The following is a 20,330-nucleotide window of genomic DNA, read 5'->3' as shown; positions in this document are numbered from 1 at the left end:
AGGGACAGGGTGAGGGCAGCAATCCGCACCAGATAATTAAGCCACCGTGTACCCTACAGACAACGGCGGCAACAACCTCAACAACAGAGGCAAGCCTATGAACAGTTCGACCAATGCAGTAAAACGCTGGTGGTACATCATGCCAATCGTATTTATCACGTACAGCCTGGCGTACCTGGATCGTGCCAACTTCAGTTTTGCATCCGCCGCCGGGATCAACGAAGACCTCGGGATCACCAAAGGGGTCTCCTCCCTGCTGGGCGCCCTCTTCTTCCTGGGTTATTTCTTCTTCCAGATCCCCGGCGCGATTTACGCTGAACGCCGCAGCGTGCGAAAGCTCATTTTCATCTGCCTGATCTTATGGGGTGCCTGTGCATCGCTGACTGGCGTGGTGAATAACATTCCTGCTCTGGCGGCTATTCGCTTTATTCTTGGCGTGGTTGAGGCGGCCGTCATGCCAGCAATGCTGATTTACATCAGCAACTGGTTCACAAAATCTGAGCGTTCACGTGCCAATACGTTCCTGATACTCGGTAACCCGGTCACCGTGCTGTGGATGTCGGTGGTTTCCGGCTATCTGATCCAGTCCTTCGGCTGGCGCGAGATGTTCATTATCGAAGGGGTTCCCGCGATTATCTGGGCCTTCTGCTGGTGGGTGCTGGTGAAAGATAAGCCAGCCCAGGCAAAATGGCTTTCTGAAGACGAAAAAGCCGCACTCCAGGCGCAGCTGGATAAAGAGCAGCAGGGGCTGAAAGCGGTGCGTAACTACGGCGAAGCCTTCCGCTCCCGGAACGTTATTCTGCTATGCGCACAGTATTTTACCTGGAGTATTGGCGTGTACGGCTTTGTTCTGTGGCTGCCGTCGATTATCCGCAGCGGCGGTGAAAACCTTGGCATGGTGGAAGTGGGCTGGCTGTCATCAGTGCCTTACCTGGCTGCAACCATCGCGATGATTATCGTCTCCTGGGCATCGGACAAGCTGCAAAACCGTAAGCTGTTCGTCTGGCCACTCCTGCTGATCGCTGCTTTTGCCTTCATTGGTTCCTGGGCCGTAGGCGCGAACCACTTCTGGGCCTCGTATACGCTGCTGGTGATTGCGGGTGCGGCCATGTATGCCCCGTATGGTCCGTTCTTTGCCATCATCCCGGAAATGCTGCCGCGTAACGTCGCAGGGGGCGCGATGGCGCTGATCAACAGTATGGGTGCGCTGGGTTCGTTCTTTGGCTCGTGGTTTGTGGGCTATCTGAACGGCGCCACCGGCAGCCCTTCAGCTTCTTACATCTTTATGGGGGTGGCGCTTTTTGCCTCGGTATGGCTTACTCTGATCGTTAAGCCTGCTAATAATCAACAGCTACCCGTCGGCGCACGCCACGCCTGAATCCTTTTAAATCAACGGAGATTAGCATGAAGCCGTCCGTCATTTTGTACAAAGCACTGCCTGAAGATCTGCAAAAACGCCTGGAGGAACACTTTACCGTTACCCGGGTAAAGAACCTCAGCCCGCAAACCGTGGCACAGCACGCCGACGCGTTTGCCTGCGCCGAGGGCCTGCTGGGTTCAAGCGAAAAGGTGGATGCAGCGCTGCTGGAGAAAATGCCGAAGCTTCGTGCAACCTCAACCGTTTCTGTGGGCTACGACAATTTCGACGTGGATGCGCTAAACGCACGCAACATCCTGCTGATGCACACGCCGCATGCCCTGACGGAAACCGTCGCCGACACGCTGATGGCGCTGGTGCTCAGCACTGCTCGTCGCGTGGTGGAAGTTGCTGAGCGCGTGAAAGCGGGCGAATGGACAAAAAGCATTGGCCCGGACTGGTTCGGCGTGGACGTACATGGCAAAACGCTGGGGATTGTTGGGATGGGCCGTATCGGTCTGGCGCTGGCACAGCGCGCCCATTTCGGCTTCAACATGCCCATTCTGTATAATGCCCGCCGTCATCACGCTGAAGCTGAAGAACGTTTCAACGCCCGTTACTGCGAGCTTGATACGTTGTTGCAGGAAGCCGACTTTGTCTGCCTGATCCTGCCGCTGACGGATGAAACGCGTCATCTCATCGGCAGGGCGGCGTTTGAAAAGATGAAGAAATCGGCCATTTTCATCAACGCGGGTCGTGGTCCGGTGGTCGATGAGAAGGCGCTGATTGAGGCACTGCAAAACGGTGAGATCCACGCCGCCGGTCTGGACGTGTTTGAACAGGAGCCACTGCCGGTGGATTCTCCGCTACTGAACATGCCAAACGTCGTCGCCCTGCCCCACATCGGCTCTGCAACTCATGAAACACGCTACAACATGGCGGCGACCGCCGTGGATAATCTGATTGCCGCGCTCGGCGGTAAAGTGGATAAGAACTGCGTTAACCCGCAGATACAACAGTAGAAACGAAAAAACCCGCCAGAAGGCGGGTTTTTGAATTTTGTGCTACTGGGTTGGAAGCTTACAGGCTTACAACGTTACCAGCTGCTGGGCCTTTAGCGCCGCTTTCGATGGTGAAGGAAACTTTCTGACCTTCATCCAGAGATTTGTAGCCATCGTTCTGGATAGCAGAGAAGTGTACGAACACGTCTTTAGAGCCATCGTCAGGAGTGATGAAGCCGAAACCTTTATCAGCGTTGAACCATTTTACCAGACCAGTCATTTTAGCAGACATAGAAATTACCTTATTAACAAATATATTGTGCCTTCCGGCTTGATGGATTGCGTTACAGATTTTTAAGCGATGAAGGAAGGGTCACTACGAAGGGTATCTATGGATAACAATCTGGACTGCTTTACTAAACTGCTTTAGGTCTGTGTAACAAACCGACGAAGATAGTTATACCGATATGGTAGAAGAATGACAAGCGTTATTTTCATCATGCATAAAAAAACCCCGCCGAAGCGGGGGTTTTTCTTATTCCGTTGCAGCGACCGCTGCGCTCCAGGCCTGGCTAAAGGCCTGATGCTGGGACGCCAGCGGCCCAATCAGCGTATTGTACTGACTCGCCTGCTGGGAGGTCGGGAACTGGATACCGTTAGAGACGAAGCTCACCTGCGTACCCTGCTCATTAATAAAGTCACCCACCTGAACCAGCTGCTGAGTAAAGACTTGCGCCGCCGAGATCAGTGGTTGCAAGGCGTTTGACGGCTTGGTCACGACTTTCTCATACACCTGGTCATAAACCGGCTTGAGATCCTCGTCCTGCTTCAACGCGGAGCGCGACGCATCAGCCTGCATTTTGGCATTTTGCAACTGCTGGCTCAGCACCCCAAGGGCGCCGTTGGACTGGCGCAGCGGTTCGCGCTGGGTCATATAATCCTGTGGAACGCGAATGGCATTGACGCTATCCACGACCGGGCGAATACCCGAATCCATCGCCTGGCTTACCTGCTGTGAATAGCCATACAGAATGGCGTAATCCGACACGAATGGACCAAACTGTTTTTTCTGATCCGCAGTCAGCGTTGGTAAACGCTCGCCGCTACGCATCACTGTATTCTGTAAAAAATCGATAAACGCTTTGCGCTGATCGCCTTCTTTATCGAAACACCCACTCAGGCTAACAACCATCAACAACGCCGCAATAGGCGCAAACCAGCGAGAGCAGGACTTTCCTGTCGCCATTTTATTACTCCTTTCACCCAAAAAGCGCACACCGGCACACGCGTGCCCAACGCTGACAAGGATAGTCCAGGTCAGCCTTGCAAGATAGAGTTTTCATGCAAAACGGGTATTGCCGTTTTTGTACTGACTATTTACAAAAAAATACCTGTGCATCCCTACATATGATTAATCAGGTAATTAGCATAACTATCCATATAGCTGAAACGGGTAAAGCGATCGTTATCGCACAATTAATCACAACCGTGACGATCCTGTGTTTGGTTTAGGGACTATTCTTAACATGCTCTCTGATGTTCATGATCCCGATGTGTGATTTATGAGGAGTTCTCAATGGAATTAAAAGATCCTGAGTTTGAGCTGCTGAGCAGCCTGGAACAGATTATTTTTAAAGATGTACCGCCGACGGTTACCCTGAATCAAAAGTCCAATCCTTTTAGTGAATTTGAGCGTTTACGCAAAGGGTCGGGCCTGAAAACAGATGAATTCGCAAGAGCGATGGGTGTCAGCGTAGCGATGGTGCTGGAGTGGGAGTCAAAGCGTGAAAAACCTACCCCAGCCGAGCTAAAGCTGATGCGCCTGATCCAGGCAAACCCTGACCTTCGCAAGCAGTTAGCCTGATAAAGTTTGTTTGCCCCCGCCCTTGCGGGGGCTTGTGTTTAGAGGCTTTCACATCGCCATCCCGACTCTTCCCACACCAGCTCATGCGTCAGCTTTAATCCTGCTAAAAACGCTTCATCGTGCGACACCACCAGCAGCGCGCCGGGATAATCGGCCAGGGCCGCTTCAATGGCCTGAACGGAAGCCAGATCGAGGTGGTTGGTCGGCTCATCCAGAAGCAACAGCTGCGTTGCCGCTTCACGCCACAATACGCAGGCCAGCGCGGCCTTCAGGCGCTCGCCGCCGCTTAGATCGGCCAGTGGAAGTGTCACTTTCTCCGCGCCCAGCTGAAGCTGCGCTAAACGGGTACGCAGCGCCCCCTCTTCGAGCGGTGTATTGCCCAGGCTAAGGTGTGTCATCACCGACTGCGACAGATCCAGCCGGGAAAGATGCTGATCGAGATAAGCACATCTGACGGAGACCTTACAGGTTCCCGTAACAGGGGCGGTTTCGCCCAACATCACTTTCAACAGCGTGGATTTCCCACAGCCGTTCGGCCCGCGTAGCGCCACGCGCATCGGGCCATCCATTCGCCAGTTTATCGGGGAGACAGGCACGTGCGGAAGCACCAGTTCTTCCAGCACCAGCACCTGTTTTCCTTCCGGGATTTCACTGCCCGGCAGGGTAAACATCACCGCGTTATCTTCTTCAACCCGCTCGCGTGCCTGGTTAACCGCAGCGTTCAGGGCATGATTTTGATCGCTATGCTGTTTTTTCCAGGAACCAATCCGCTCTTTCGCCGCCCCTTTGTATTTGACCCGTTCAAACGAGGCGATGTTAAGGCTGTCGACCGTGCGAAGCGTTTTGGCCGAACGCCGCTGGCTGTCGTCATGCTCTTTATGCATACGGGCGCGGGTACGCTTGCGTTCGGTGGCAGCATGCTCCAGCGCGGCGCGGGCAGCCAGTTGCTCAGCATCACGCTGGGTTCGATAGTCAGCATAATTCCCGCCGTAGCTGCGCAAGCCCAACGCGCTCAGTTCAAGGATACGCGGTACCTGGGCCAGCAACTCACGGTCGTGAGAGGCCACCAGCACCCCGCCCTGATACCGGGAAAGCTGCTCGTAGAACCACACGCGGCCTTGCCTGTCGAGGTGGTTGGTCGGTTCGTCCAGCAGCAGGTAATCAGCATCCGCGGTGAATGCGCCGCACAGCAAGGCACGAATGCGCTCGCCGCCGCTTAGCTCTGCCGCGCGTTTGTTCGGCTCAAAAGAGGGAAGTTTTGCAGCGATAAAAGCCTGGCTTAGCCGTTCAGCCAGATCCCAGTAACCATCGAGCGTGTCGAGATCGTCGGGTTCATAATGACCGCCGTCGATGCGCGTGCGCGCCGCAAAGATCGCGTCGTAACCAAGCAGTCCGGCAAGAGTCGTATCCGCAGAAATATCCTGCTGCTGCGCCACATAGACGTGTGAACCAAAGCGCTCAACGTGACCGCTGGCGGGTTCATCAACCCCTGCCAGCAGACGCAGAAGGCGTGTTTTACCGCTGCCGTTGCGGCCAACCAGCGCACACACTGACGCATCCAGAGAAAGATTCAGTGGACCAAAAAGGATATCGCCCGTCGCAAACTGACAGGTGACCTGATGCAAAATAAAAGAGGGGGATTGCGCAAAATGAGCCATAAGCACTCCTGAATGAAATCAAAACATCCCCTGCCGACGCGATGCGTTGAGCAAGGATCGAAATTCATCAGTCGTGTTTGTTCATTTTTGGGGGGCGCTCCTGAGGGCGAAATTTAACGGGAACAAGAATAACGGCAATGCGCCGCCCATTTCAAGGTTAAATTTTCACCAGCGCTATTGCCCGAGCGTAAAAAACCCGCCGAAGCGGGTCTCACAATCAGATAAACGCAAACGCATCGCCAAACAGACGATCTTCCCGCGCGTCACGCTCGTTGCAGAACAGGTCGCGGGCAATTTTCGCCATTTCAAAGCGACCGGCAATGTAGATATCGTGCCCGGCCAGCGTTCCGTGATCCTGCAATACCGCAGTCAGCACCGTACCGCTGCGCCCGCGCCAGCCCTCTTCCGGCTGCTCGACAACCGGCTCAATGCGCAGGTTTGGATGATTGACGCTCAGCGCTTCCAGCTCAGACAGATCGTAAAGGTGCTTCTCTTCACGGCCGCCCCAGTAGATGGTGATATCGCGATTTGGATTACGCGCCAGCGCCGTCAACAGAATAGAGCGGACATAGGAGAAGCCTGTACCACCGGCAATCAGGATCAGCGGACGGTCTTCGTCTTCACGCAGCCAGGCCTCGCCATGAGGAATATCGACCACGATTTCACGCTCTTTCAGGATGCGATCCATCACGGCCATCGCGTACAGGTTAAGCTCAGACGCACCAATATGCAGCTCAATAAATTCCTTCTCTGCTGGCGTTGAGGCCATAGAGAAAGGACGCTTATCACGCTCGTCCATCACGACCATCAGGTACTGACCGGCACGGAATGAGAATGCCGCTTCAGGAACCAAACGGACGCGATATACGGTGTCGGTAATAGCATCTACCGACGTCACTTTACAGCTTAAGGTTGTCATTCGCTCTCTCTGTCGGGAAGTCTATAGGGCTAAACGGTCTTATTCTGCCTTACCGTTATTCATTATGGCCAGCTCGTCCCAGATCGCGTCAATTCGCGCGGTCACGGCAGGATCTTTTTCGATCGGGCGACCCCATTCACGGTCGGTTTCGCCAGGCCATTTGTTCGTGGCATCCAGTCCCATTTTTGAACCAAGGCCGGAAACCGGCGAGGCAAAGTCCAGATAATCAATCGGCGTGTTTTCCACTAACACCGTATCACGCGCCGGATCCATACGCGTGGTGATGGCCCAGATGACGTCATTCCAGTCGCGGGCATTGACGTCATCATCGCAGACAATCACAAACTTGGTATACATAAACTGGCGCAGGAAAGACCATACGCCCATCATCACGCGCTTAGCGTGACCGGCATACTGCTTCTTCATCGTCACCACCGCCAGGCGATACGAACACCCTTCCGGCGGCAGATAAAAATCAACAATTTCCGGGAACTGCTTTTGCAGGATCGGCACGAACACTTCGTTCAGCGCCACGCCAAGTACCGCCGGTTCATCCGGTGGGCGGCCAGTGTAAGTTGAATGATAAATGGCATCTTCACGCTGGGTAATGTGCGTGACGGTGAATACCGGGAAGTTATCCACTTCGTTGTAATAGCCGGTGTGGTCGCCGTACGGTCCTTCGGGTGCCAGCTCGCCCTGTTCAATGTAACCTTCCAGCACGATCTCTGCGCTGGCTGGCACTTCCAGGTCATTGGAGATGCACTTCACCACTTCGGTTTTGGTGCCGCGCAGCAGCCCTGCAAAGGCATATTCAGACAGCGTATCAGGAACAGGCGTCACCGCGCCCAGAATGGTTGCCGGATCGGCACCCAGCGCGACGGAAACCGGGAAGCGTTCGCCCGGATGGGCCGCGCACCACTCCTGGAAATCCAGCGCGCCACCGCGGTGGGACAACCAGCGCATGATGAGCTTGTTCTTGCCAATCAGCTGCTGGCGATAAATGCCGAGGTTTTGACGCTCTTTATGCGGCCCACGCGTCACGGTGAGGCCCCAGGTAATCAGCGGTGCGGCATCTTCAGGCCAGCACTGCATAATGGGAATTTTGGTCAGATCAACTGCATCGCCTTCCAGCACTTTTTGCTGGCATGGCGCGCCGCGCAGGCGTTTGGTGGGCATATTCAACACCTGCTTAAACTGCGGCAGCTTGTCGAACAGGTCGCGGAACCCTTTTGGCGGCTCCGGCTCTTTCAGAAAGGCCAGCAGTTTGCCCACTTCACGCAGCGCCGTAACATCTTCCTGCCCCATGCCCATCGCCACGCGGCGAGGTGTGCCAAACAGGTTGCACAGTACCGGCATAGCGTAGTCTTTTGGGTTTTCAAACAGCAACGCCGGGCCGCCCGCGCGCAGGGTGCGGTCAGCGATTTCTGTCATTTCCAGATACGGATCAACAGGAAGCGTAATGCGTTTGAGTTCGCCCTGCTTTTCCAGCAGCGCCAGGAAGTCGCGTAGATCGTGGTATTTCATGCAGTTAATCATGGCCTCTCTGTAAGCGCTTCATTATACGGCGTAAGACCGCGTGATGCTGTAATTTTGTTAAATTAGCGTGAACTTCCACGACTTACTCTCTTTTTCGCCATTATAATCACCTTAGCGATCCCGCCAGGGTTTTGGTATGCTTGCGCCCCGAACAATGGGAAGAGTGATTATGCAGGCCTGGTATTTACTGTATTGCAAACGCGGGCAACTTCAGCGCGCACAGGAACATCTTGAACGTCAGTCTGTTAACTGCCTGACGCCCGTGATCACGCTTGAAAAAATGCAGCGTGGAAAACGCATGACCGTCAGTGAGCCTCTGTTCCCGAACTATCTGTTCGTTGAGTTCGACCCCGAAGTGATCCACACCACGACGATCAGCGCCACGCGCGGCGTCAGCCATTTTGTGCGTTTTGGCGCCCATCCGGCAAGAGTACCGTCATCGGTTATTCATCAGCTCTCTGTCTACCAGCAGCCTGAAGATATTACCGATCCGGAAACCCCTTATGCCGGGGACAGCGTGGTGATCACCGAAGGCGCTTTTGAAGGGTTACAGGCCATCTTCGCTGAACCAGACGGTGAAGCGCGTTCTATGCTGCTGCTCAACCTGCTGAACAAAGAGGTGTTGCAGAGCGTTAAAAACACCGATTTCCGCAAAGTTTAGAACTGCACGCCGAACAGACGACGCACGTTGTCATCGGTTTGGGCTGCCAGCCACTGCGCATCTTCCCCGCGCCAGTACGCCACTCGCTCAGCAATGTGTCCCAGATAAGCCGGTTCGTTACGTCGTGATGCCGGTTTGGGCTGCATATCCCGGGGCAACAGATACGGCGCATCCGTTTCCAGCAACAAACGCTCGGCCGGGATTACGGATAACAGCTCGCGCAGCTCCAGCCCACGACGCTCATCGCACACCCAGCCCGTGATACCCAAATAAAGCCCTCGGTTCAGGCAATCCAGCGCTTCCTGACGGGAGCCCGTAAAGCAGTGCAACACCGCGCCTGGCAGTTTCTCCAGCCAGGGGTCCAGTAGCGCCAGAAAACGTTCATGCGCATCGCGACAGTGCATAAACACCGGCATCCCCAGCTCTGCAGCCAGCGCGAGCTGGGCGGTAAATGCCTTCTCCTGCTCTTCAGGCGTCGAGAAATTACGGTTGAAATCAAGCCCGCATTCGCCAATGGCAACCACTTCTGGCGTAGCCGCCAGACGATGAAGCGCCTCAGCGCTTTCCTGCGTCCACTGGCTGCTGTCATGAGGATGCACGCCTGCGGTGGACCAGCAGTGTTGATAGCGTTGCGCCAGCTGCCGTGCCTGCTCACTCTCATGCAGATTTGTTCCCGTCAGTAACAGCCCGTTCACGCCGGCGGCAAAGGCGCGCGCCACCACCTCATCGCGGTCTTTCGCAAACTGGGCGCTGGTCAGGTTAAGCCCGATATCAAACATACGTATCCCCATATGACAACCGCCCTGACGGGCGGTTGGTTTTATTCTTTAGTGGTCTCTTCAGACGGCTCGTCTTCTTCGTCCCGGGTACGCCCCTTTCCGACGTAGAAACGAGCGAAGAATACGCCGACTTCAAACAGGCAGTACATGGGTATGGCCAGTAAGGTTTGCGAGAAGACGTCCGGTGGCGTTAACAGCATACCTACGACAAATGCCCCTACCAGGATGTACGGGCGCTTCTTACGCAGATCGTCAGGCGTGGTCACCCCCACCCAGCAGAGCAGGACTATCGCGACGGGCACCTCGAAGGCGACACCAAAGGCCATAAACAGCGCCATAACGAAGCTGAGGTAGCTGGCGATGTCCGTCGACACCTGTACCCCTTCCGGCGCGGTATGCGTCAGGAAGCCGAAGGCCAGCGGGAAGACAACGAAGTAGGCGAACGCCATACCGATATAAAACAGCAGCGAACTGGACACCAGCAGCGGAATAACTAGCTTGCGTTCATGCCTGTACAGCGCGGGTGCCACAAATGCCCAGACCTGATACAAAATGACCGGCGCAGAGGCAATCAACGACACCCAGAAGGTCAGCTTGATCGGGGTAAAGAACGGCGAAGCAACGTCCGTTGCAATCATCGTTGCGCCCAGCGGCATCTGCTTAATCAGCGGTGCGGAAACCACCTGATAGATATCGTTGGCAAAATAGACCAGACATAAAAAAATGAGGAAAACCGCAATAATGCAGTTTAACAGACGCTTACGCAGCTCAATGAGGTGCGTAATCAGCGGTTGAGTATCATCTACTGCCATGTTTACGCTTTATCACTCGACGAGGGGGATGATTCGGAAACGGGCGCGGCGGGTTTTACCTCAGCCGTTTTGACCACGGGCTCTTCCGGCGGCACCTGCTTTTTCACTTCGGGCTCCTGCGGCGATTGCTCTGGCGAAGCAGCCTGATGTTCCGCGCTGGAAGGCGTCACACCCTCGCGCTGCTCTTCGCTGCCCTTCACCACCGGATTATGGATGGTGTTTGCTTCATCACTCGCCTTCTCAGGATCGTTAACGCTGTATGAGCGCTTCATGGATTCAGCCGCTTCGCGCAACTCATCCATGGATGCTTTCAGCTCCGGCGTCAGGTTGTCCATGCTCGCCTTTTCAACCTTTTTCAGGCTGTCCTGAAATTCCTGAAGCTTCAGCTCCTGCGCCAGCTCGTTCTGCACGGTCGTTGCCAGCGAACGGAGCGCACGCACCCAGCCCACGACAGTTTTTACCGCAACGGGTAAACGCTGCGGCCCCAGCACAATCAAACCAATCACAAAGACCAGCAGTAACTCACCAAAACCAATGTCGAACACGAATTACACCTGCTCTTTATCGTGACGTTTGGCCTCTTCCTTTTTGGCTTCGTCCTGCTTATCGGCGATAGATTTAGCGGTAAAATCAGCGTCCTGACCGCTTTTTTCCTGCTTATTCTCATCATCGCTCATGGCTTTCTTGAAGCCTTTGATTGACGCGCCCAGGTCGGAACCAATTGATCCGAGTTTTTTCGTGCCGAACAGCAGCACAACGATGACGGCAATGATCACTAACTGCCAGATACTGATACCACCCATGCGTGTTCCCCAGTGATAGATGATTAATTAGTCAGATCGCATTATACGTATGCAATCCCTCGATAGCGACGCTAATTCAGCGTGTTTTTTGCCAGCCAGCAAGCCAGACAACCACACCGGCAGCCATAATCCAGGCTGGCATCATTTCCCAGTCCGGACGATTGATCAACAGCAACGTGCCGCTTATCAGCAGCGTCGCGCCAATTCCGAAGAGATAGCGGGACTGCCCCTGACGTACGCGACTGGATTGAAGCTCGTGCGCGATTTTATCCATGCTGTGCTGAAGGTTCTTGCTCTGACGCAAACTGTCGTAAACCAGTTCAGGAATTTCTGGCATTTTTTCAATCCAGAACGGGCCTTTCTCTTTAAGCGAGCGAACCAGGGCTGGAATACCGACCTGATCCTTAATCCAGGATTCGAGGAACGGTTTCGCGGTTTTCCACAAGTCTAACTGAGGATAGAGCTGGCGGCCTACGCCCTCAACGTAAAGTAATGTTTTCTGAAGTAAAACTAATTGTGGCTGCACTTCCATATTAAAACGGCGGGCGGTGTTGAACAGGTTGAGCAGAACATGCCCGAAAGAGATCTCTGAGAGCGGCTTTTCAAAAATTGGCTCACAGACGGTACGGATCGCAAATTCAAACTCTTCCACGTTGGTATCTGGCGGAACCCAGCCTGAATCCACGTGCAGTTCGGCCACCTTACGGTAGTCGCGATTGAAGAAAGCGATAAAGTTCTCGGCGAGATAACGCTTATCCTCTTTATTCAGCGAGCCGACAATACCGCAGTCGATGCCTATGTACTTCGGGTCTTCCGGGTGCTCATAGCTGACGAAAATGTTGCCCGGATGCATGTCAGCATGGAAGAAGCTGTCGCGGAAAACCTGAGTAAAGAAGACCTGCACGCCGCGCTCGGCTAGCAGCTTCATGTTGGTGCCCTGTTTTTCCAGCGCTACCACGTCCGAGACCGGGATGCCGTAGATACGTTCCATCACCATCATGTTCTGACTGCAATAGTCAGAATAGACTTCCGGAACATACAGCATCGGACTGTCTTCAAAGTTTCGACGCAGCTGAATGGCGTTCGCCGATTCACGCAGCAGGTTAAGTTCATCGATGAGCGTTTTTTCGTATTCCCGTACCACTTCCAGCGGACGCAGACGGCGGCCATCCGGCAACAGACGCGGCACCCAGCGAGCCAGGCGATAGATCAGCTTCATGTCCGCTCTGATAACCGGCAGGATATCCGGGCGAATCACCTTAATGACCACCTCTTTGCCATTCTCCTTCAGGCGCGCGGTGTGAACCTGCGCAATAGAGGCAGAGGCCAGAGGCTGAATGTCGAAATCATCAAACCAGGTCTCGATGGGGATATTGCCCATCGCTTCTTCGATTTGTTTCTTCGCTCTCTCTCCGTCAAACGGAGCGACGCGGTCCTGCAATAGCGCGAGCTGATCGGCAATCTGCGGCGGGAAAAGGTCGCGACGCGTTGAGAGCATCTGCCCAAACTTGATCCAGACCGGTCCCAGCTCCTGCAACGCAAGACGCAGGCGTGCGCCCAGCTCCTGATCCTTATGGCGATTCGGCATCCAGAACAGCGTGCGACGCCAAAGCCGAAGCGGCAGGGTGATACGCATTCTGGGGATAAGCTCGTCGAGCCCGTAGCTCAAAAAGGTGCGAACGATAAAATAGAGGCGCCGAATTTCACCAGGCGTCATTTGCCCTCCAGTTTTTCCAGCCGTTTGGTTAACGCATCAACTGCGCGCTCAACTGCCGCGGTCTCTTCTGCAAACCAGGCGACTTCTAAAGGCCCAGGCGCCATACGCCACTCTTCGGTCAGCACCTCGGCAGCATAGCGCTGTTGACGGAGCAGGCCTTTACGCAGGAAAGTGGAACCCGTGCGCAGCGTTTTGCTTATCCCTTCAGCCGCGATGTCGCCGATATAGGGCGCCAGCAGTTCCGCGGGGTCAAATTCAGCCTGATCGCTGAGTGCAACGAAGTTCTGTACCACCTGAATATCGCCCTCGACCTCCAGCTCACCGCTGCGAATAAGCGCCGTCATCTGCTGACGGTCACGCAGTTTTGGCAATACGCTCATGTGCGTAATCACCGAGCAGTCAGCCTCGCCTTCCCACTCCCCCAGAACGTCAAGCTGGCGTTCGCTGAAGACCAGCACAAGCGGCGTCGAGAACTCTTTTAAAACGATACGCAGCACCTTTCCGTTAAGCCGCTGACGTGCGGTTTTCAGCGCCGGGGCGCGATACAGAAAGGCATTCAGTACATTCTCGATGCCTGCGGTGACTAAGGGTTTAATGGGCACGGGAAACCTCCACTCAGAACTTGTAACCACGATGCAGCGCGACGACACCCGCCGTCATATTGAAGTATTCCACGTTTTCAAACTCCGCATCCTGCATCATCGCTTTCAGCGTGTCCTGATCCGGGTGCATTCGGATGGATTCGGCCAGATAACGGTAACTTTCTGCATCGTTTGCCACCAGCTCGCCGATGCGCGGCAGAACGTGGAAGGAATAGGCATCGTAAGCTTTGCTCAGCGGGTCGATAATTGGTTTAGAAAACTCGAGTACCAGCAGTCGGCCGCCCGGCTTCAGCACGCGGTACATAGAGCGCAGCGCTTTATCTTTATCGGTCACGTTACGCAGGCCGAAGGAGATGGTGATGCAGTCGAACGTATTGTCCGGGAACGGCAGCGCTTCGGCGTTGGCCTGAACATATTCAACGTTGCCTACCACGCCGATGTTACGCAGCTTTTCGCGTCCCATTTTCAGCATGGAGTCGTTGATATCTGCCAGCACCACGCGACCGGTTTCGCCAACCAGACGGGAGAATTTAGCGGTCAGATCCCCTGTGCCGCCGGCTAAATCCAGCACCTTTTGTCCACGGCGCACGCCGCTGCAATCAATAGTGAAGCGCTTCCACAAGCGATGAATGCCAAACGACATCAAATCATTCATCACATCGTACTTCGCCGCCACGGAATGAAATACGTGGGCCACCATGTCAGCTTTCTGCGCTTTGGCGACAGTCTGAAAGCCAAAGTGCGTTGTGTCTTGTGAATCGTCAACCATCTCAGAGCCTGCTAATCAGTCAAATGTTCGTGAAGTGTAACAGATTGGGCGCATTTGCCCTACGTTTCAACCACCGCGAAAGAAACGCGCCGACTGCGCTTCGGGGGATAAACTCGCCGCTAACCCATTGTCTTCATTGCGGCTATTTTGCTCACCATCGCCTTCACGCAAACGAAACTCCTCGTCCTGAGCCGTAGCCTGCTCCACCAGTTCCGGATTAATCTCGCGTTTAACTTCCACCCCCAGGCTGCGAAACGCCTCCGCCTGCGCCAGCAAATTGCCGCGCCCGGAGGAGAGTTTTTTCATCGCCTGGCGGTAGTTATCCTGCGCGCGATCCAGGCTTTGCCCCACCGAGGACATATCATCCACAAACAGCCGCATTTTGTCGTACAGCTTGCTGGCGCGATCGGCAATCTGCTGCGCGTTACGGCTTTGGTGCTCATAACGCCACAGGTTGGCAATGGTACGTAACGCCACCAGCAGCGTGGTGGGGCTGACCAGCATAATGTTATTTTTCAGCGCTTCGGTGATCAGTTCGGGCTGTCTGTCGAGCGCCAGCAGGAAGGCTGGCTCAACCGGAATGAACATCAGCACATAATCCAGCGATCGCAGCCCCGGCAACTGTTGATAATCTTTTCTGCCCAGCAGACGGATATGGTTACGCACGGAGGCGATATGCTCCTGCAACGCTGTCTCGCGGGTATAGTCATCTTCCGCGTTGAAGTAGCGCTCATAGGCCACCAGCGTCATTTTGGCGTCGATAACCACATCTTTGCCCTGCGGCAGACGAACAATGACATCCGGCTGCATCCGCGAGCGCGCATCGTTTTCAATGCTGACCTGCGTTTCGTATTCGTATCCTTCACGCAGGCCAGAGGCCTCCAGCACGCGCGTCATGACCACTTCGCCCCAGTTTCCCTGCGCTTTGTTATCACCTTTCAGTGCGCGCGTCAGGTTAACCGCCTCCTGAGCCATCTGCGCATTCAGCTGCTGGAGATTACGGATCTCATGCGCCAGCGTGTGGCGCTCGCGAGCCTCCTGACCAAAGCTGTCCTGCACCTGACGGCGAAAGCCGTCCAGCTGTTCACGCAGCGGCGTCAGCAGGCTGTTCAGGCTCTGGCGGTTCTGCTCATCCACGCGGCGATTGCTGTGCTCAAAAATGCGGTTCGCAAGGTTCTCAAACTGCTCGCTAAGACGCTGCTCGCTGTTGATCATCTGACGGATTTTGTCTTCGGCGTGCAGTTGGGTGGATTCAAGGCGGGTGGTCACTTCCCGGAGATCGGCCTCCAGCGAGGTGTTAATGTCGCGAAGATTGCGCAGTTCGTTATTGAGCAGTTCACACTCATCGCGCCAGTGGTCACTCAGCGCAAGCTGTTGTTTCGTCGCGCTGAGTTCGGCGACGATCTCTTCGCGCTCTGCCAGCTGATCGGCTTTCTGCTGAGCATGTTGGTAGCCGCAAATGAGCCAGCCAATCCCCACGCTCACCAGCGCAACTACCGCATAAACCAGGATTGAGATATCCACAATGCCCCCTGCATCCACGTGTAACCCGCACAAAATAGAATTGTGCTGTATGAACGTCCAGTTTGAAAGGGTTTTCCTGCGAGGAGTTACGCAAAAAAGAAAGGCCGAGCATGTCGGCCTTTTAGCACTGAAGAGAGAATTAGATCAGACGGCGCGCCGCTTCAACCACGATTTTCACCGCATGGCTTTCAGTCTGCTTCATGGTTTCAGCGTTCGGGATCTCCTGCTGGGTACGGTTGACGATAACGCCCGCCACCATACCGGCACGCAGACCCTGGCTTGCGCACATGGTCAGCAGCGTCGCAGATTCCATTTCGTAGTTCATGACGCCCATCGACTGCCACTCTTCCATGGAGCCTTTGAAACGGCTCACCACGCGACCAGAGAAGGTGTCGTAACGCTCCTGGCCCGGGTAGAAGGTATCGGATGATGCCGTGACGCCCACATGGGTGGTGGCGCCCACGGACTTCGCGGCTTCAACCAGTGCGGTGGTGCATTCGAAATCAGCCACTGCCGGGAATTCCATCGGTGCAAAGTGCAGGCTTGCCCCGTCCAGACGCACGGATGCGGTGGTAACCAGCACGTCGCCCACGTTGATGTGCGGCTGAATGGCGCCTGTGGTGCCAATGCGCAGGAAAGTACGAATGCCCAGCTGTGCCAGCTCTTCAACGGCGATAGAGGTAGACGGGCCACCGATACCGGTAGAGCACACGATCACCGCTTTACCGTCCAGCTCTGCGCGCCAGGTGGTGAATTCGCGATGCGCTGCCAGCTTAACCGGCTTATCCATCAGCGCGGCGATCTTTTCCACACGCTCAGGATCGCCAGGGACGATAGCAAGCGTAGCCCCTTGTAAATCGTTTTTAGTGAGGCCGAGATGAAAAACATCAGACTTAGACATAGGTGACTCCTCTGTGGGTCGGTTTGTCAGAAGAAGTAAAACGGTACTTTACAGAAGCAATGTGCATTATTTCGTGACACACCTCACCATGAATGAAAATGATTGCAGTTAATTTCCATAAAATGGTGATTCACATCACATTAACAAGTTATATCGCCGGGTGCTGCACAAAAGATAGACGCTATAAGGCACTGTGGGTTGTTAACCTGGTGTCTATATTTATCTTTGCGCTAATCCATTCATTGGTACGGAGAATGCCATGACTGAAAAAACCGGTTTTGCACCTGCTGCGGCCCCGCATGCTTCAACCATCGTCTCAACCCCTGAAGAGGCCATTACCGCAGGCGAGACCTCCATTCCCTCCCAGGGAGAGAACATGCCAGCGTACCACGCGCGGCCAAAATCTGCCGATGGCCCGCTGCCCATCGTGATCGTGGTGCAGGAAATATTTGGCGTTCATGAACATATTCGCGACCTCTGCCGCCGTCTGGCGCTGGAAGGTTACCTGGCCGTTGCGCCGGAACTCTATTTCCGTCAGGGCGATCCGAATGATTACAGCGACATCCCGACGCTGTTCAGCAACCTGGTCAGCAAAGTGCCGGACGCGCAGGTGCTGGCCGATCTCGACCACGTTGCCAGCTGGGCAGCGCGCAACGGTGGCGACCCGCACCGTCTGATGGTGACTGGCTTCTGTTGGGGCGGACGCATTAGCTGGTTGTACGCCGCGCATAACCCGCAGCTAAAAGCGGCTGTGGCCTGGTACGGCAAGCTGGTGGGTGAAAAAACGCTGAATTCACCGAAGCAACCTGTTGATATTGCCACGGATTTAAATGCGCCTGTGTTGGGGCTCTATGGCGGTCAGGATACCGGGATCCCGCTTGATACGGTCGAGACCATGCGCCATGCGTTGCGCGCAGCAAACGCGAAGGCGGAAATTGTGGTGTATCCGGAAGCCGGGCACGCCTTTAATGCCGATTATCGTCCGAGCTATCATGCGGAATCGGCGAAAGATGGCTGGCAGCGGATGCTGACATGGTTTAGCCAGTACGGCGGGAAAAAAGCGTAAAAGCAAAAAGCCCGGTGGCGGCTACGCCTGACCGGGCCTACATTTCATCAAGCCTGACGCAAATTCTGCGCCGCCTGCACCATGTTCGCCAGCGCCGCGCGGGTTTCAGGCCAGCCACGGGTTTTCAGGCCGCAGTCCGGGTTTACCCAAAGACGTTCCGCCGGGATGCGCTGGGCCGCTTTTTGCAGCAGCGATTCAATCCACTCCACGCTTGGCACATTCGGGGAGTGAATGTCGTACACGCCCGGCCCGATTTCGTTCGGGTAGTCGAACTCTTCGAACGACTCCAGCAGTTCCATGTCTGAACGCGAGGTCTCGATGGTGATCACATCGGCGTCGAGCGCGGCAATGGAGTCCATGATGTCGTTAAATTCGCAGTAACACATGTGGGTGTGGATCTGCGTATCGTCCTTCGCGACAGCCGCGTTGAGGCGGAACGCCTCCACGCCCCACTGTAAGTAAGCATCCCAGTCGCTGCGACGCAGCGGCAAACCTTCACGCAGCGCAGGTTCGTCGATCTGAATGATGCCAATCCCGGCCGCTTCCAGATCCGCAACTTCATCGCGCAGCGCCAGGGCGATCTGTTTGGCGATGGTTTCCCGGGTTACGTCTTCACGCGGGAACGACCAGCAGAGAATGGTCACCGGACCCGTCAGCATGCCTTTTACCGGTTTGTCGGTCAGAGACTGGGCATACTTCGCCCACTCCACGGTAATCGCTTCCGGGCGGCTGACGTCGCCGATTACCACCGGCGGCTTCACGCAGCGGGAGCCGTAGCTCTGCACCCAACCGTTCTGGGTAAAGACAAACCCGTCCAGGTGCTCACCGAAGTATTCCACCATGTCGTTACGCTCGGCTTCACCGTGCACCAGCACGTCCAGACCTAAACGTTCCTGCTCGATAATCGCCTGTTTGATGTGTTCCGCAATACCGGTGCGGTAGTGATTCGCATCCAGATTGCCCTTTTTGAAGTCCAGGCGCAGGCTGCGGATCTCGGTAGTCTGCGGGAAGGAGCCGATTGTCGTGGTCGGCCACGCGGGCAGGTTAAAGCGCGCACGCTGGGCTTCGGCGCGCACTTCATACGGGCTCTGGCGCTGGCTGTCCCGGGCGGTGATGGCCGCCAGACGTTTTTCCACTGCCGGGTTATGCACGCGCGTCGAGTGACGGCGCGCCTGGATCGGAGCGCTCCAGTCGCTAATCGCTGCCGTGTCGCCGCTGTTCAACGCGTCGCGCAGCAGAGCCAGTTCCTCACACTTTTGCAGGGCGAAGGCAAACCAGCTTTTCACCTCAGGGTCGAGTCGGGTCTCCACGCTCAGGTCAATCGGGCTATGCAGCAGGGAACAGGAAGAGGCCACCCACAATTCACGTTTACCGACTATGTCTTTAATTTGTGCATATTTCTCGGTGAGATCGGCACGCCAGACGTTACGACCATTCACCAGACCGGCAGAGAGCAGCCAGCCCACTGGCAGACGCTTGTGCAACTCTGCTACATCGTCTTTGCCGTGAACGAGGTCAACGTGCAGACCCTGAATCGGCAGCGCGGTAATGGTTTTCAGGTTCGGCGTTACGCCTTCGAAGTAGGTGGTCAGCAGCAGCTTCACCTGCCCGGTGAGCGCGTTATACGCCGGTTTGAAGGCGTCCAGCCACGCCTGCGGCAGCTCAAGCACCAGCGCCGGTTCATCGATTTGCACCCACTGAATGCCGCGTTTGCCCAGCTCAATCAGCACCTGCTTATAAACCGGCAGAATGTCGTTCAGCAGGCTGAGGCGGTCGAACTGTTCGCCTTTCACTTTGCCCAGCCACAGGTAGGTTATCGGCCCCAGCAGCACGGGTTTCACCTGGTGACCCAGCGCCAGCGCTTCGTCCACTTCATCCAGAAGCTGGGTCCAGGTCAGTTTGAACTGCTGGCCTTTAACGAACTCCGGCACCATATAGTGATAGTTGGTGTTGAACCACTTGGTCATTTCCGCCGCCGCCGCTGGCTCACCCGTTGGCGCGCGGCCACGGCCGATGCGGAACAGGGTATCGATATCCACCGATCCATCGTTGTTCTGATGACGAGCCGGCACGTTGCCAAGCAGCAGGCTGGTGGTCAGAACATGGTCGTACCAGGCGAAATCGCCCACCGGCAGCAGGTCAATGCCCGCCTGTTTTTGCTGATCCCAGTGACGCGCGCGCAGCTCACGTCCCACCGCCAGCAGTTCTTCACGGGTGGCGTTACCTGCCCAGTAGCTTTCTTGCGCTTTTTTTAGCTCGCGACGCAGGCCAACGCGAGGGAAACCGAGAGTGTGAATGCGGATTGTCATGGTATGCCCCTTGTGAAATTCGTTATTTAGACGTCCAGATGTTTACACATCT

At 55.4% G+C, this 20,330-nt stretch carries 20 protein-coding genes; 5 read left to right on the top strand and 15 right to left on the bottom strand.

The features are described 5' to 3' along the window. The first annotated feature begins 97 nt into the window (after window positions 1–97). Both L2Y28_RS01075 and ghrB read left to right on the top strand, forming a co-directional pair. Window positions 98–1,378, top strand: a complete 1,281-nt coding sequence (locus L2Y28_RS01075; protein ID WP_001089079.1) for an MFS transporter — start codon at window positions 98–100, stop codon at window positions 1,376–1,378. A gap of 26 nt (window positions 1,379–1,404) precedes the next feature. Continuing rightward, entirely contained in the window at window positions 1,405–2,379 is a 975-nt protein-coding gene (gene ghrB / locus L2Y28_RS01070) for a glyoxylate/hydroxypyruvate reductase GhrB (RefSeq protein ID WP_022646684.1), read from the top strand. Window positions 2,380–2,437: 58 nt separating this feature from the next. On the opposite strand, the gene cspA is transcribed toward ghrB, so the two are convergent. Together cspA and L2Y28_RS01060 are read right to left on the bottom strand one after the other, a co-directional pair. Next, on the bottom strand, window positions 2,438–2,650 hold the full coding sequence (gene cspA, locus L2Y28_RS01065) for an RNA chaperone/antiterminator CspA (protein ID WP_003860775.1): 213 nt from the start codon (window positions 2,648–2,650) through the stop codon (window positions 2,438–2,440). A gap of 243 nt (window positions 2,651–2,893) precedes the next feature. Next, on the bottom strand, window positions 2,894–3,604 hold the full coding sequence (locus L2Y28_RS01060; protein ID WP_022646683.1) for a DUF3053 domain-containing protein: 711 nt from the start codon (window positions 3,602–3,604) through the stop codon (window positions 2,894–2,896). 330 nt (window positions 3,605–3,934) lie between these two features. On the opposite strand from L2Y28_RS01060, the gene L2Y28_RS01055 reads away from it, so the two are divergent. Further along, window positions 3,935–4,222, top strand: a complete 288-nt coding sequence (locus L2Y28_RS01055; RefSeq protein WP_003860776.1) for an HTH-type transcriptional regulator — start codon at window positions 3,935–3,937, stop codon at window positions 4,220–4,222. 38 nt (window positions 4,223–4,260) lie between these two features. On the opposite strand, the gene L2Y28_RS01050 is transcribed toward L2Y28_RS01055, so the two are convergent. The 3 genes from L2Y28_RS01050 to ubiD all read right to left on the bottom strand — a co-directional run bounded on the left by L2Y28_RS01050 (window position 4,261) and on the right by ubiD (window position 8,332). Then, window positions 4,261–5,880, bottom strand: coding sequence for an ABC-F family ATP-binding cassette domain-containing protein (locus tag L2Y28_RS01050; RefSeq protein WP_022646682.1), 1,620 nt, complete (start codon window positions 5,878–5,880; stop codon window positions 4,261–4,263). Between the two features lie 217 nt (window positions 5,881–6,097). Then, window positions 6,098–6,799 carry an NAD(P)H-flavin reductase gene (fre, locus tag L2Y28_RS01045; RefSeq protein WP_003860778.1) on the bottom strand — a complete coding sequence of 234 codons (702 nt, stop codon included), beginning with the start codon at window positions 6,797–6,799 and terminating at the stop codon, window positions 6,098–6,100. A gap of 39 nt (window positions 6,800–6,838) precedes the next feature. After that, window positions 6,839–8,332 (bottom strand): 4-hydroxy-3-polyprenylbenzoate decarboxylase, encoded by a 1,494-nt coding sequence (gene ubiD / locus L2Y28_RS01040; protein WP_087878245.1) that lies wholly within the window; start codon window positions 8,330–8,332, stop codon window positions 6,839–6,841. A 172-nt stretch (window positions 8,333–8,504) separates the two neighbouring features. On the opposite strand from ubiD, the gene rfaH reads away from it, so the two are divergent. Continuing rightward, the gene (rfaH, locus tag L2Y28_RS01035; protein ID WP_032622063.1) at window positions 8,505–8,996 is read left to right on the top strand and encodes a transcription/translation regulatory transformer protein RfaH; all 492 of its coding nucleotides are present in this window, start codon (window positions 8,505–8,507) and stop codon (window positions 8,994–8,996) included. On the opposite strand, the gene tatD is transcribed toward rfaH, so the two are convergent. From tatD to udp, 9 genes are all read right to left on the bottom strand, one after another. Then, a complete protein-coding gene (gene tatD, locus L2Y28_RS01030; protein WP_022646679.1) occupies window positions 8,993–9,775 on the bottom strand; it encodes a 3'-5' ssDNA/RNA exonuclease TatD in 783 nt (260 codons plus the stop codon). The genes rfaH and tatD overlap by 4 nt on opposite strands. A gap of 41 nt (window positions 9,776–9,816) precedes the next feature. Beyond that, complete coding sequence (tatC, locus tag L2Y28_RS01025; RefSeq protein WP_022646678.1) at window positions 9,817–10,587, bottom strand: Sec-independent protein translocase subunit TatC; 771 nt, start codon at window positions 10,585–10,587, stop codon at window positions 9,817–9,819. A gap of 2 nt (window positions 10,588–10,589) precedes the next feature. Then, complete coding sequence (gene tatB, locus L2Y28_RS01020) at window positions 10,590–11,132, bottom strand: Sec-independent protein translocase protein TatB (protein ID WP_022646677.1); 543 nt, start codon at window positions 11,130–11,132, stop codon at window positions 10,590–10,592. Window positions 11,133–11,135: 3 nt separating this feature from the next. Next, a complete protein-coding gene (tatA, locus tag L2Y28_RS01015; RefSeq protein WP_022646676.1) occupies window positions 11,136–11,390 on the bottom strand; it encodes a Sec-independent protein translocase subunit TatA in 255 nt (84 codons plus the stop codon). A 76-nt stretch (window positions 11,391–11,466) separates the two neighbouring features. Then, entirely contained in the window at window positions 11,467–13,107 is a 1,641-nt protein-coding gene (ubiB, locus tag L2Y28_RS01010) for a ubiquinone biosynthesis regulatory protein kinase UbiB (RefSeq protein WP_022646675.1), read from the bottom strand. Continuing rightward, window positions 13,104–13,709, bottom strand: a complete 606-nt coding sequence (gene ubiJ, locus L2Y28_RS01005; RefSeq protein WP_022646674.1) for a ubiquinone biosynthesis protein UbiJ — start codon at window positions 13,707–13,709, stop codon at window positions 13,104–13,106. Before ubiJ ends, ubiB begins: the two co-directional genes overlap by 4 nt. A 13-nt stretch (window positions 13,710–13,722) precedes the next feature. Beyond that, window positions 13,723–14,478, bottom strand: a complete 756-nt coding sequence (gene ubiE, locus L2Y28_RS01000; RefSeq protein WP_022646673.1) for a bifunctional demethylmenaquinone methyltransferase/2-methoxy-6-polyprenyl-1,4-benzoquinol methylase UbiE — start codon at window positions 14,476–14,478, stop codon at window positions 13,723–13,725. 66 nt (window positions 14,479–14,544) lie between these two features. Then, entirely contained in the window at window positions 14,545–16,002 is a 1,458-nt protein-coding gene (rmuC, locus tag L2Y28_RS00995) for a DNA recombination protein RmuC (RefSeq protein ID WP_022646672.1), read from the bottom strand. A 139-nt stretch (window positions 16,003–16,141) separates the two neighbouring features. After that, window positions 16,142–16,903: a uridine phosphorylase gene (gene udp / locus L2Y28_RS00990; protein ID WP_003860792.1), complete on the bottom strand. Its 762-nt coding sequence runs from the start codon at window positions 16,901–16,903 to the stop codon at window positions 16,142–16,144. Between the two features lie 259 nt (window positions 16,904–17,162). On the opposite strand from udp, the gene L2Y28_RS00985 reads away from it, so the two are divergent. Next, on the top strand, window positions 17,163–17,969 hold the full coding sequence (locus L2Y28_RS00985; protein WP_022646671.1) for a dienelactone hydrolase family protein: 807 nt from the start codon (window positions 17,163–17,165) through the stop codon (window positions 17,967–17,969). A 47-nt stretch (window positions 17,970–18,016) separates the two neighbouring features. Here L2Y28_RS00985 and metE read toward each other — a convergent pair whose 3' ends face one another. Next, window positions 18,017–20,278, bottom strand: coding sequence for a 5-methyltetrahydropteroyltriglutamate--homocysteine S-methyltransferase (metE, locus tag L2Y28_RS00980; RefSeq protein WP_022646670.1), 2,262 nt, complete (start codon window positions 20,276–20,278; stop codon window positions 18,017–18,019). Between the last annotated feature and the right edge of the window lie 52 nt (window positions 20,279–20,330).

Source organism: Enterobacter sp. JH25 (assembly GCF_021725435.1).
GTDB lineage: Bacteria > Pseudomonadota > Gammaproteobacteria > Enterobacterales > Enterobacteriaceae > Enterobacter > Enterobacter intestinihominis.
This window is presented reverse-complemented; position numbering and strand designations above follow the sequence as displayed.

Excerpts from the sequence above, each read along its gene's own strand:
- cspA (WP_003860775.1), bottom strand. The coding sequence starts at position 2,650 with ATGTCTGCTAAAATGACTGGTCTGGTAAAATGGTTCAACGCTGATAAA.
- ghrB (WP_022646684.1), top strand. The coding sequence starts at position 1,405 with ATGAAGCCGTCCGTCATTTTGTACAAAGCACTGCCTGAAGATCTGCAA.
- udp (WP_003860792.1), bottom strand. The coding sequence starts at position 16,903 with ATGTCTAAGTCTGATGTTTTTCATCTCGGCCTCACTAAAAACGATTTA.
- rfaH (WP_032622063.1), top strand. The coding sequence starts at position 8,505 with ATGCAGGCCTGGTATTTACTGTATTGCAAACGCGGGCAACTTCAGCGC.
- L2Y28_RS01055 (WP_003860776.1), top strand. The coding sequence starts at position 3,935 with ATGGAATTAAAAGATCCTGAGTTTGAGCTGCTGAGCAGCCTGGAACAG.
- tatC (WP_022646678.1), bottom strand. The coding sequence starts at position 10,587 with ATGGCAGTAGATGATACTCAACCGCTGATTACGCACCTCATTGAGCTG.
- L2Y28_RS01050 (WP_022646682.1), bottom strand. The coding sequence starts at position 5,880 with ATGGCTCATTTTGCGCAATCCCCCTCTTTTATTTTGCATCAGGTCACC.
- tatA (WP_022646676.1), bottom strand. The coding sequence starts at position 11,390 with ATGGGTGGTATCAGTATCTGGCAGTTAGTGATCATTGCCGTCATCGTT.
- ubiE (WP_022646673.1), bottom strand. The coding sequence starts at position 14,478 with ATGGTTGACGATTCACAAGACACAACGCACTTTGGCTTTCAGACTGTC.
- L2Y28_RS01060 (WP_022646683.1), bottom strand. The coding sequence starts at position 3,604 with ATGGCGACAGGAAAGTCCTGCTCTCGCTGGTTTGCGCCTATTGCGGCG.
- tatD (WP_022646679.1), bottom strand. The coding sequence starts at position 9,775 with ATGTTTGATATCGGGCTTAACCTGACCAGCGCCCAGTTTGCGAAAGAC.
- ubiB (WP_022646675.1), bottom strand. The coding sequence starts at position 13,107 with ATGACGCCTGGTGAAATTCGGCGCCTCTATTTTATCGTTCGCACCTTT.
- metE (WP_022646670.1), bottom strand. The coding sequence starts at position 20,278 with ATGACAATCCGCATTCACACTCTCGGTTTCCCTCGCGTTGGCCTGCGT.
- fre (WP_003860778.1), bottom strand. The coding sequence starts at position 6,799 with ATGACAACCTTAAGCTGTAAAGTGACGTCGGTAGATGCTATTACCGAC.
- L2Y28_RS00985 (WP_022646671.1), top strand. The coding sequence starts at position 17,163 with ATGACTGAAAAAACCGGTTTTGCACCTGCTGCGGCCCCGCATGCTTCA.
- L2Y28_RS01075 (WP_001089079.1), top strand. The coding sequence starts at position 98 with ATGAACAGTTCGACCAATGCAGTAAAACGCTGGTGGTACATCATGCCA.